Source organism: Sphingobium vermicomposti (assembly GCF_011762025.1).
In the GTDB taxonomy this organism is placed as follows: Bacteria; Pseudomonadota; Alphaproteobacteria; order Sphingomonadales; family Sphingomonadaceae; genus Sphingobium; species Sphingobium vermicomposti.
Genome location: NZ_JAASQR010000003.1, coordinates 224,800 through 234,606, shown reverse-complemented (window position 1 = coordinate 234,606; position 9,807 = coordinate 224,800). Strand labels below are relative to the sequence as shown.

Genomic DNA, 9,807 nt, shown 5'->3' with positions numbered 1-9,807 from the left:
AATGCTTTGAATCCGTGCGTGTTTACCAATTGATCGGCTTTGTCGGTTAAGCCCGTCAGACGGGTTGCAGAAATTCAAAAAGGGACGCTCATGAAAAACTGCCTGGTAGTTGATGATTCCAAGGTCATCCGTAAAGTCGCGCGGCACATATTGGAATCGCTGGACCTGTCGGTCACTGAAGCGGTGGATGGGCAGGATGCCCTGATCCAGTGCGAAGCGGCGGCCCCAGATGTCGTGCTGCTGGACTGGAACATGCCGGTGATGAGCGGGATGGAGTTCCTGCGGGCCCTGGAGACCGCCAAGGTTACGGCACGGCCCAAGATCATATTCTGCACCACCGAAAATGGCATCAGCCATATCAAGGCGGCGGTCGATGCGGGCGCGGACGAATATGTCATGAAGCCGTTTGACCGCGAAACGTTGGAAAGCAAGCTGTCGATCGTCGGTGTGATCTGACAAGGCAATCCGCTTACCCTTCGTCCCCCGCCTGAAAGTCAATCGATGTCCGTCGTCATGCAGACCATGGCCCAGAGCAGCCAATCCAGCGCGATCCGCGTGATGGTGGTCGACGATTCAGTGGTCGTTCGGACAGTGATCGAACGCATATTGAACGGCGACCCGACATTTCAGGTCGTGCACAAGACCAACAGCGCCGAACTGGCACTGGGCTATCTGGCTGGGGAACAGGTCGATCTGGTCCTGCTGGACATCGAACTGCCGGGGCAAAGCGGGCTGGCCGCTCTGCCCGCGATATTGCGGGCCAATCCGTCTGGCAAGGTGGTGATACTTTCGGGCAATTGCGACGAAGGTAGCGCAGCTGCGATGGAGGCTTTGGCGCTGGGGGCAAGCGACATCTGCGCCAAGCCCGGCAGCGGCAGCTATGGTGCGCAGTTTCCCCGGATGCTGATCGATCGCCTGTCCCGTCTGGCGGGCGACGACACGCCGGCACCGGCTGGACCCAGCGGGCAGGCGCCGGTGGCACGCAACCGGGCGCGAGCGCCCATCGCCTGCCTTGGCATCGGCGCGTCCACCGGGGGGATTCACGCGCTGACCCAGTTGTTCGCGGGCATGTCTGCGCCGCTGGGCGTGCCGATTCTGGTGACACAGCATCTGCCGGCCAGCTTCACATCCTATTTAACGCAGCAGATGGGGCGGATGACGCCGCTGCGCGTCAAGACCGCCGAACAGGGTGAGACTATCGCGCCTGACATCATCTATGTCGCGCCCGGGAATGCCAGTTTGCAGGTGCGGCGAGTGCTGGCCGACCGTGTCATAATCGGCCTGAACCAGGAGCGAACGGCCGCAGGCTATCTGCCGGGGGTGGACCCGATGTTCGCCAGCATCGCGGAAGCCTATGGTGAGGGTGGGGTCGGCATTGTCCTGACCGGCATGGGACGGGACGGAACGGCTGGTGCCCGCAATATCGTGGCGGCTGGCGGGTGGATCATTGCGCAGAATGAAGCGAGCAGCGTCGTGTGGGGGATGCCGGGGTCGGTGGCGAGCGCGGGGTTGAGCTGCGCGCTGCTGGAACCGGGGGCCATCATGGATTTTGTAGCGCGGCGTGGAAAGAGCAAAGGGTTGATACATTGATGCCTTCGTATGAATCGTCTCCGCAGGGCGGCGCTCGCATTTTTTCCGCTTTGCTGGCTTCGCGCACCGGACAGATATTGTCTGAAAGCCGCGCATGGCGGATGGAAACGGCGCTGAAACCGGTGATGCGCGCCTATGGCGTTTCCGGCATCGATGAATTGGCCGCGAAGCTGTTGGCCAACCGGGACAGCGGCCTTGAGGATGCGGTGATCAATGCGCTGCTCAATAATGAAAGCAGCTTTTTCCGCGACTTGCAGATATTCGACATGCTTAATCGCCAGATCCTGCCATCCATTTACGCGAACCGGAAGGATCGGGTGCTGCGCATATGGAGCGCGGGATGTTCGACGGGACAGGAAGCCTATTCGCTCGCGATCCAGTTTCGCAATGACATGGCGCGGTGGCGCGGATGGCACATCGAGATACTGGCGACTGACATTTCCACCGCCGCCATCGACCAGGCGCGATCGGGCATATTCACGCAAATGGATGTGCAGCGCGGGCTTTCCGTAGGGGACCTTATCAAATGGTTCGAGCCGGTCGGCGATGATTGGCATGCCAGCCCCGAATTGCGGCGGATGATCGAGTTCAGAACCGACAATCTGTTCGAGCCGCGTGCGCCATCGGGCGAATATGACCTTTTGCTCTGCCGCAACGTGTTGCTGTATTTCACCCCGGAGCGGCGGCAGGATGTCCTGCGCCTGCTGGCCCGCCATAGCCATCAGCAATCCGTCCTTCTGCTGGGTGCAGGGGAAACCGTGATTGGCCACAGCGAAGATTTCACGCCGCATCCCGAATTTAGGGGAAGCTATGGTCGAAGGCCGGTGGTGACGGACCCGGCAGAAGAAACTGTCCGGCGGGCAGGATAAGCGCAGGACCTTTCGGCCTGTCTTTCGCATGTGCGAAACAGGACCGCTTGATCATCCACCTGCTCTTCGCCATGGTCAGGCACATGCGGTCGACCGGTTCCGGGGCGATCGGAAGACATGGGTGGTGACAGGTTCTGGCGATGACCGACATTCCAATGATCGACACGCCGTCGCCGAATTTTGACGAGCGCAGCCTGCCGGTATCCATGCTGGTGCTGCATTATACCGGGATGCCCGACGCGGCGAGCGCGATCAATTGGCTCGCCAGCCCTGAATCGAAGGTTTCGGCCCATTATGTCGTGACCGAAGATGGGCAGATCGTCCGCATGGTCGATGAAGCAAAACGCGCCTGGCATGCCGGGCGCTCCTATTGGCGAGGCGTTGATGACATCAACTCCGCCAGCATCGGGATCGAGATCGTCAATCCGGGCCATGAATGGGGTTATCGGCCTTTCCCTGACGCTCAGATCGGATCTTTGATCCCGCTGATCCATGACATCATCCAGCGGCACGGGATCACGCGCGGCAACATCGTCGGGCACAGCGACATCGCCCCGGCCCGCAAGCAGGACCCAGGCGAGCTTTTCCCCTGGTGGCAACTGGCCCGGCTGCGCCTGGCCCTGCCGCGCCCGACGAAGAACCTGATGGACCCGCACTGGAGCGACGGCGGCTTCATGCTGGCGCTTGAGCGTTTTGGTTATGATATTGCAGAGCCGGAAGCGGCGGTGGTCGCGTTCCAACGGCGCTTTCGCCCCGAATTGATCGACGGGATCATCGATGGCGAATGCCGCGCCATCCTGCTCGCCTTGTTGTTGCCCAAGCCCAGGGGCGATGAATAAGTGGGGATGACGGATGCCCCGCCTGCGTGTATAGCGCGTCGGGCCAGAGGGCCAGGCGGCCGCGGCGTGGCGGGTAACTTCCACGGCGAGGAAAGTCCGGGCTCCACGAAATGACGGTGCCGGCTAACGGCCGGCTGGAGTGATCCAAGGGACAGTGCAACAGAAAGCAGGTCGCTAAGGCTTCGGCCCAGCGAAATTGAAAGGGTGCGGTAAGAGCGCACCGCGTCTCCGGCAACGGAAGGCGGCACGGTAAACCCCACCGGGAGCAAGACCGAATAGGGGCGGCGCGCAGGCAGTTCGAAAGGACTGTGCTGCTAGGCCTATTTCGGCTGAGACCGTCCGGGTTGGTTGCTTGAGGGGCGGAGCAATCCGTCCCCTAGAGGAATGGCCGCCCATCCCCGGCAACGGGGTGGACAGAACCCGGCTTACAGGCCCTCTGGTATTTAAGATTCTGCCCCCGCTTCGCGCGGGAGGAAAGAGCAGCGGTTTTTTCATCAACTGCCGGGGTGGCGTTCTGCCTTCGGCTTAACTAATTTGGACCGATGGCACGAAGCAGCCGATCAAATGACTGGGGCTTTCCCCGCTGGCGCAGCTATGGAGCTTCGCGCGAAGCGCAACAGGTGCGCCTGTGCGACCGCCATGGCTGTGACCGGCCGGGCGATTGTCCTGCTCCCAAATCGCCCAACAGCCCCGAACGCTGGTATTTCTGTTCCGATCATGCGGGAGAATATAACCGCAACTGGGATTATTTTCAGGGGCTGGACAAGGAAGAGAGAGAACAGCGCGAGCGGGCCGAGCGGCGCGATGCGGGCGGTTATCAAAACAGTGCCTATCATGGCTGGGGCGGCCCCGGCGATGGCAGCCGTTCGCGCGACGAACTCCATGCGCTCAAGGCGCTGGACCTGGAGGATGATGCCGATTTCGAAGCCGTGAAGAAAAGCTGGCGACGGCTGGCGAAGGAAAATCATCCTGACGTGAAGCCGGGCGATGCGGATGCCGCTGTGCGCTTTCAGACAATCCAGGCCGCCTATGAAGTGCTGCGGTCGGCGGAGGAGCGTCGCACCTGGAAGCCGCGGGAAACCGTGGATTGAAGGCTCATGTCCGTTCGAACTGGCAGCAGGCGGTGCTGGTCTGCCGCAAATGCTCAAAGAAGCTGGATGGTGGTTTCGGGCCCGACGGCGATGAACGGCTGGCCAAGGCGTTACGCAAGCATCTTGCGCTGAAAAAGGGGCGCAAGGCCGCAGCGGGCATCGTCGAAGTGAACTGCCTGGGCGTCTGCCCCAAAGGCGCGGTGACAGTGGTCAATGGAGCGCAAGCGACAGATTGGCTGCTGGTGCGCCGGGGCGCTGATCTGGATGAACTGGCGGAGACGTTGGGCCTCCTTCAAGGTCAGAGCGGGATCAGCTAGCGAGTTTAAGCGGCGGTTCAATAATCCCGGCTTCGGCAAGTAGCGGGACCAGCAGCTTTTCTTCCTTGTGCATCCGGTTGAGGATGGCGTCGATCATCTGTCGGCTTTCGCGGCAGAAATCGCGCCATTCGCGCGCGATGCGATCATCGCTCCATCGGGACATATAGCCGGAAAAAGATGCGGCGAGAGGTGCCATTTCAACCTGAAGCCGTGCCGCTGTGTCGCGCAGGAGGGCGTGGGGCTGGCGCTGCATGGACGGATAGAAGATCTGATCCTCCAGCGCGAGATGGGCCATTAATTCCCGCGCCAGCTGCCAGCGCAGCGTGCCCACCGGACGAGCAAGGCGATCGTCGGCGATCAGTGACAGGAACTGGGTTGCAAGCGCCTCGACCGCTTCATGCTGCCCTTGCAATTGATCAAGATTCATAAGGCTGCGTCCGTTGCATCACATTGGACGCTTATCTCGCAACCCTGTTAATAATCCGTTCCGTAAATGAAAGGACCCGGCGTGGCCGTCCGCCGCCCGTTGGGGGAGCGGCGGACGGCATTGGGGATCAGCCCGGCTGGTCTGCGCGGCTCGCGCCTTCGCCATCGAGGTTCAGCGCGACGAAATCCCAGTCAATCGCTTCCTTGAGCAGACGTTCGGCATAGTTCGGGCGCAGGTTGCGATAGTCGATATAATAGGCATGTTCCCACACATCGAGGATCAGAAGCGGCGCATGGCCGTGGGCGACCGGCGTGTCGGCGTCGTGATAGCTGGTGATTTCCAACTTGCCGTCCTTGAGGATGAGCGCGGCCCAACCGCTGGCGAAATGGCCCACGGCCTCCGCCTTCAGCTTGTCGAGCAGGGCATCGACCGAGCCGAAGCCTTCGTTGATGAGGTCCAGCAACTGGCCGCTGGGCTGCTTCTTTTCAGGCGACAGGCAATGCCAGTAGAATGTGTGGTTCCAGATTTGCCCGACCTGGTTGAACAGCCCGCCCTTGCTGCTCTTGATCAGATCGACCAGCGACTTCCCCTGAAGCGTGGGGTCGGCGGCGACCAGTTCATTGGCCTTCACAACATAGGCATTGTGATGCTTGCCATGGTGATAATCGAATGTTTCGACCGAAAGAATGTCGCCAAAGGCATCCTTGGGATAGGGCAGATTGGGCAGCACAAAGGCCATGTCGGAACTCCTCGGGTTCTGTGATGGATGGCCGCATAACGGGTATGCAGCCGGAAGGGTCCCCGCCCGTAGCAGCCTTATTGCACTGCGGAAAACAGGATATTTTCGTTTAAGGAAGCGGAATTATCCATGTGACAGCCGCGTAACGATGGCTTAGAATCACCGGTCATGCCGATCGTTAGCAGCGGCTGGATAATAGGGGACGGATCAATGGCAAAATTCTTTGGTAATTTGCATCTGGTGCTTGCCGCAGGGTTGGTTCTGGCGCTGGTGGTGATTTTCGCGGTGCCTGCAAATACGATTCCTGAGCAAGCGATCTTGCGCTGGCTTCATCTGTTTTTCGGCGTCGTCTGGATCGGCCTTCTTTATTATTTCAACTTCGTCCAGATCCCAACCATGCCCAAAGTGCCGGCGGAGTTGAAGCCAGGCGTGTCGAAATTCATCGCGCCTTCGGCCCTGTTCTTCTTCCGTTGGGGTGCCGCGCTGACCGTGCTGACCGGTGTTATCATTGCCTGGCGTAGTGCCTATCTGGTGGAAGCGTTGACGCTGACGCCCGGTTTCGTGCTGATCGGCATCGGCATGTGGCTGGCGCTGGTGATGGCGTTCAACGTGTGGTTCATCATCTGGCCGAACCAGAAGAAGGCGCTGGGGATCGTGGCAGCCGAGGATGCGGCGAAGGCCAAGGCGGCGACCACTGCGATGATCTTTTCACGCATGAATACGCTGCTGTCGCTGCCGATGCTCTATTGCATGATCAACTTTAACGGCGGTTAAGAAGATTGCGGGCGGGGCTGGTTGAGGCTGGCTCCGCCTTGTGCGTCAACAATGGCCGTTCGGGCTGAGCCTGTCGAAGCCTTCTACTTTTTGAAGAAGTAGAGCCCTTCGACAAGCTCAGGGCGAACGGACATTGCGTTCCGCTCTGGGCGCAAATCACCCCTGCGGCGGAGTGGTTTCGCCGATGTCCTCGCTGTCCAGTTTATTGCCTAGCGCAAGCCCGTGGCGCATCAGCATCGGGATATTGGCCAGCGCAAAAACGAGCGACACGATAGTCACGCCCCAGACCTTGATCGCGAGCCATGCGTCGAAGCTCATCGAGTGACGCATCACTTCGTTGGCGATTGCCATGGCCACGAAGAAGATGCCCCAGTTGCGTGACAGCTTGCGCCAGCCTTCTTCGGTCAGCCCGTCATAGGCGGCCTGTAGCAGATATTTGAGCAGCGCCTTGCCCCGCAGCAAGCCTCCAAACAGCATCAGCGCGAAGAAGCTGTAGATGATGGTCGGCTTGATCTGAATGAAGCTTTGATCCTGGAAATAGATCGTCAGCCCGCCGAAAAACAGGATCAGCATCGCCGACAGCCACAGCATCGGCGACACGCGGCCCAGCTTCACTTTCGAGATGATGACGGCGATGATGATCGCGGCCATGAAAGCGGCTGTGCCCAGGCTCATCGCGGTGATCGGGTTGCCCGCGCCCCAAAACCAGCCAGCGCCCTTGTAGGTCAGGAAGAAGACGAGCAGCGGCCCGAAATCGAGGGCGAGGCTGAGATTGCCGTTATGGGCTGGTTTGGGCGACGGCTCTTGTTGGGCCATGATGGTTCCATCCGTTCGCCCTCAGCTTGTCGAAGGGCTTTGCTTTTCTTCAAAGAAGGGAAGGGCTTCGACAAGCTCAGCCCGAACGGTTATTCTATAATCTTATCGCGCATAGGCAGTCCCTGCGATTGCGCGCGCCATGTCGCCAGCGTCGAACGGGCGCAGGTCCTCGATCTTTTCGCCGACGCCGATCGCGTGGATGGGCAGGCGGTATTTTTCCGCCGCCGCCACCAGCACGCCGCCGCGCGCGGTGCCATCGAGCTTTGTCATGACAAGGCCAGTCACCTGCGCGACTTCCTTGAAAACCTCAATCTGGTTCAACGCATTCTGTCCCGTGGTGGCATCCAGCACCAGCACAACGTCATGCGGCGCCGCCGGGTTCAACCGGCCCAGCACACGGCGAATCTTGGACAGCTCGTCCATCAGCTCGGTCTTGTTCTGCAGGCGGCCTGCGGTGTCGACGATCAACACGTCGATGCCGGTGGCGGTCGCTTGTTTCACCGCGTCGAACACGATGCCTGCAGCGTCGCCGCCTTCCTTGCCAGCGACGATGGGGATGCCGAGCCGTTCGGCCCAGACCTTGAGCTGACCGATGGCGGCAGCACGGAAGGTATCGCCTGCGGCCAGCATCACACCATAATCCTGTTCCAGCAGCAGGTTGGCGAGCTTGGCGATGGTGGTGGTTTTGCCCGATCCGTTCACCCCGATGACCAGGATCACCTGTGGGCGTGGGAAGGCTTCGATCTCAAGCGGTCGGGCCACGGGGGCGAGGACTTTCTCGATTTCCTCCGCGATGATTTCTCGCAGATATTCCTCGGTCAGTTCCCTGCTATAGCGCCCTTCGGACAGTCGGCCGCGCACACGCGCCGCCATTGCGGGGCCAAGGTCGCTGACAATCAGCGCCTCCTCAATTTCATCCAGGGTCTGGTCGTCGAGCGCGGCCTTGGTGAAAAGGCCAGTCAAATTTTCGCCGAGTTTGTCGGATGTGCGCTTCAAGCCGCCGAAGAGGCGGTCGCGCCAGCTGGTGCCGGGTTCAGTCATTGCTGCGCCTCTTGCGCGATCAGCACGCCATTCTCAAGGCCCGTGATGGTTGCGGATATGATGGAGGATGGGGATTGTGGCTGGGTAAAGCGCATGGGGGCGAAGTTTTCCGAGTGGCCGGTGAGGCCGTCGCGCTCCACCAACACCGACTGGGACGACCCTGCGAGGCTCTCCAGCCATGCCTGCCGCTGCTGGCCGCAAGCATCCCGAAGGCGGGCGGCGCGGGCTTTTACCGTTGCGCGGTCCACTTGCGGCATGCGGGCCGCTGGCGTGCCGGTTCGGGGTGAGTAGGGGAAGATGTGGCCGTGGACGATGTCGCATTCCCGCACCAGCGCGAGGCTGTTTTCGAACATCGCATCATCCTCGGTCGGGAAACCGGCGATGATGTCCGCGCCGATGCTGATGGTCGGGCGGGCGGCTTTCAGGCGCTCGACGATGCGGATGGCATCGGCGCGCGTGTGTCGCCGCTTCATACGCTTGAGGATCATGTCGTCGCCCGCCTGAAGCGACAGGTGCAGATGCGGCATCATGCGCGGATCATGCGCGATCAGGTCGAACAGCCGGTCGTCGATTTCCACGCTGTCGATGGAGGAGAGGCGCAAGCGGGGGAGGTTGGGGACGGCTTTGAGGATACGCTCGACAAGGTGGCCGAGCGACGGTGCGCCGGGCAGGTCGGGGCCGTAGCTGGTGACGTCCACGCCGGTCAGCACGATTTCCCGGTAACCGGCGTCGACCAGTTCGCGCGCCTTGTCGATCACCGCGCCTGCGGGCACGGAGCGGCTGTTCCCCCGTCCATAGGGGATGATGCAGAAGGTGCAGCGATGGTCGCAGCCATTTTGCACCTCCAGAAAGGCGCGGGCATGTTCGGCGAAGGCGCTGGCCATGTGGGGTGCCGTTTCGCGGACAGCCATGATGTCGGAAACGCTTACATTCGCCCGTTCGCTTCGAGCGAAGTCGAGAAGCGATAGCGCATCCGTGTCTCGACTTCGCTCGACACGAACGGAGGGCGTGTAAGCCCCCGCCTCCATCTTCTCGCGGTTGCCGATGACAGCATCGACTTCCGCCATCTGCGCGAAGGTTTCCGGTTCCGTCTGCGCCGCGCAGCCTGTCACCATGATCCGGGCATCGGGCCGTTCCCGCCGCGCGCGCCGGATCGTCTGACGGGTCTGGCGCACCGCTTCCGCCGTGACAGCGCAGCTGTTGATGACGATCAGATCGTTCTGCTCGCCCGCCATTTCGCGGATCGCCTCGCTCTCCGCTATGTTGAGGCGGCAGCCCAGCGTGATGATCTGCGGCCCGTTCAT

Annotated in this window: 12 protein-coding genes and 1 other RNA gene; 8 read left to right on the top strand and 5 right to left on the bottom strand. The window is 61.0% G+C overall.

Annotated features, from left to right (window positions below; genetic code table 11):
- Positions 1-90: 90 nt before the first annotated feature.
- The 7 genes from FHS54_RS10780 to FHS54_RS10750 all read left to right on the top strand — a co-directional run bounded on the left by FHS54_RS10780 (position 91) and on the right by FHS54_RS10750 (position 4,706).
- Positions 91-456 carry a response regulator gene (locus FHS54_RS10780; protein WP_167303822.1) on the top strand — a complete coding sequence of 122 codons (366 nt, stop codon included), beginning with the start codon at positions 91-93 and terminating at the stop codon, positions 454-456.
- 45 nt (positions 457-501) lie between these two features.
- Positions 502-1,590, top strand: a complete 1,089-nt coding sequence (locus FHS54_RS10775; protein ID WP_167303821.1) for a chemotaxis protein CheB — start codon at positions 502-504, stop codon at positions 1,588-1,590.
- Positions 1,590-2,459 carry a CheR family methyltransferase gene (locus FHS54_RS10770; protein WP_167303820.1) on the top strand — a complete coding sequence of 290 codons (870 nt, stop codon included), beginning with the start codon at positions 1,590-1,592 and terminating at the stop codon, positions 2,457-2,459. The genes FHS54_RS10775 and FHS54_RS10770 overlap by 1 nt, the downstream gene beginning before the upstream one ends.
- 140 nt (positions 2,460-2,599) lie before the next feature.
- Positions 2,600-3,298, top strand: coding sequence for an N-acetylmuramoyl-L-alanine amidase (locus tag FHS54_RS10765; protein ID WP_167303819.1), 699 nt, complete (start codon positions 2,600-2,602; stop codon positions 3,296-3,298).
- Between the two features lie 43 nt (positions 3,299-3,341).
- Positions 3,342-3,742, top strand: an RNA gene (gene rnpB / locus FHS54_RS10760) — RNase P RNA component class A.
- 98 nt (positions 3,743-3,840) lie between these two features.
- Entirely contained in the window at positions 3,841-4,389 is a 549-nt protein-coding gene (locus FHS54_RS10755; RefSeq protein ID WP_167303818.1) for a J domain-containing protein, read from the top strand.
- On the top strand, positions 4,362-4,706 hold the full coding sequence (locus FHS54_RS10750; protein ID WP_167304405.1) for a (2Fe-2S) ferredoxin domain-containing protein: 345 nt from the start codon (positions 4,362-4,364) through the stop codon (positions 4,704-4,706). Before FHS54_RS10755 ends, FHS54_RS10750 begins: the two co-directional genes overlap by 28 nt.
- On the opposite strand, the gene FHS54_RS10745 is transcribed toward FHS54_RS10750, so the two are convergent.
- Both FHS54_RS10745 and FHS54_RS10740 read right to left on the bottom strand, forming a co-directional pair.
- Positions 4,699-5,133, bottom strand: coding sequence for a hemerythrin domain-containing protein (locus tag FHS54_RS10745; protein WP_167303817.1), 435 nt, complete (start codon positions 5,131-5,133; stop codon positions 4,699-4,701). The genes FHS54_RS10750 and FHS54_RS10745 overlap by 8 nt on opposite strands.
- 127 nt (positions 5,134-5,260) lie before the next feature.
- Positions 5,261-5,872, bottom strand: a complete 612-nt coding sequence (locus FHS54_RS10740) for a superoxide dismutase (protein ID WP_167303816.1) — start codon at positions 5,870-5,872, stop codon at positions 5,261-5,263.
- Positions 5,873-6,082: 210 nt separating this feature from the next.
- On the opposite strand from FHS54_RS10740, the gene FHS54_RS10735 reads away from it, so the two are divergent.
- Entirely contained in the window at positions 6,083-6,646 is a 564-nt protein-coding gene (locus FHS54_RS10735) for a urate hydroxylase PuuD (protein WP_167303815.1), read from the top strand.
- Between the two features lie 156 nt (positions 6,647-6,802).
- On the opposite strand, the gene ispZ is transcribed toward FHS54_RS10735, so the two are convergent.
- The 3 genes from ispZ to mtaB all read right to left on the bottom strand — a co-directional run bounded on the left by ispZ (position 6,803) and on the right by mtaB (position 9,807).
- Positions 6,803-7,462 (bottom strand): septation protein IspZ, encoded by a 660-nt coding sequence (ispZ, locus tag FHS54_RS10730; protein WP_167303814.1) that lies wholly within the window; start codon positions 7,460-7,462, stop codon positions 6,803-6,805.
- Between the two features lie 102 nt (positions 7,463-7,564).
- Positions 7,565-8,503, bottom strand: a complete 939-nt coding sequence (gene ftsY / locus FHS54_RS10725) for a signal recognition particle-docking protein FtsY (protein WP_167303813.1) — start codon at positions 8,501-8,503, stop codon at positions 7,565-7,567.
- A complete protein-coding gene (gene mtaB, locus FHS54_RS10720) occupies positions 8,500-9,807 on the bottom strand; it encodes a tRNA (N(6)-L-threonylcarbamoyladenosine(37)-C(2))-methylthiotransferase MtaB (RefSeq protein ID WP_167303812.1) in 1,308 nt (435 codons plus the stop codon). The genes ftsY and mtaB overlap by 4 nt, the downstream gene beginning before the upstream one ends.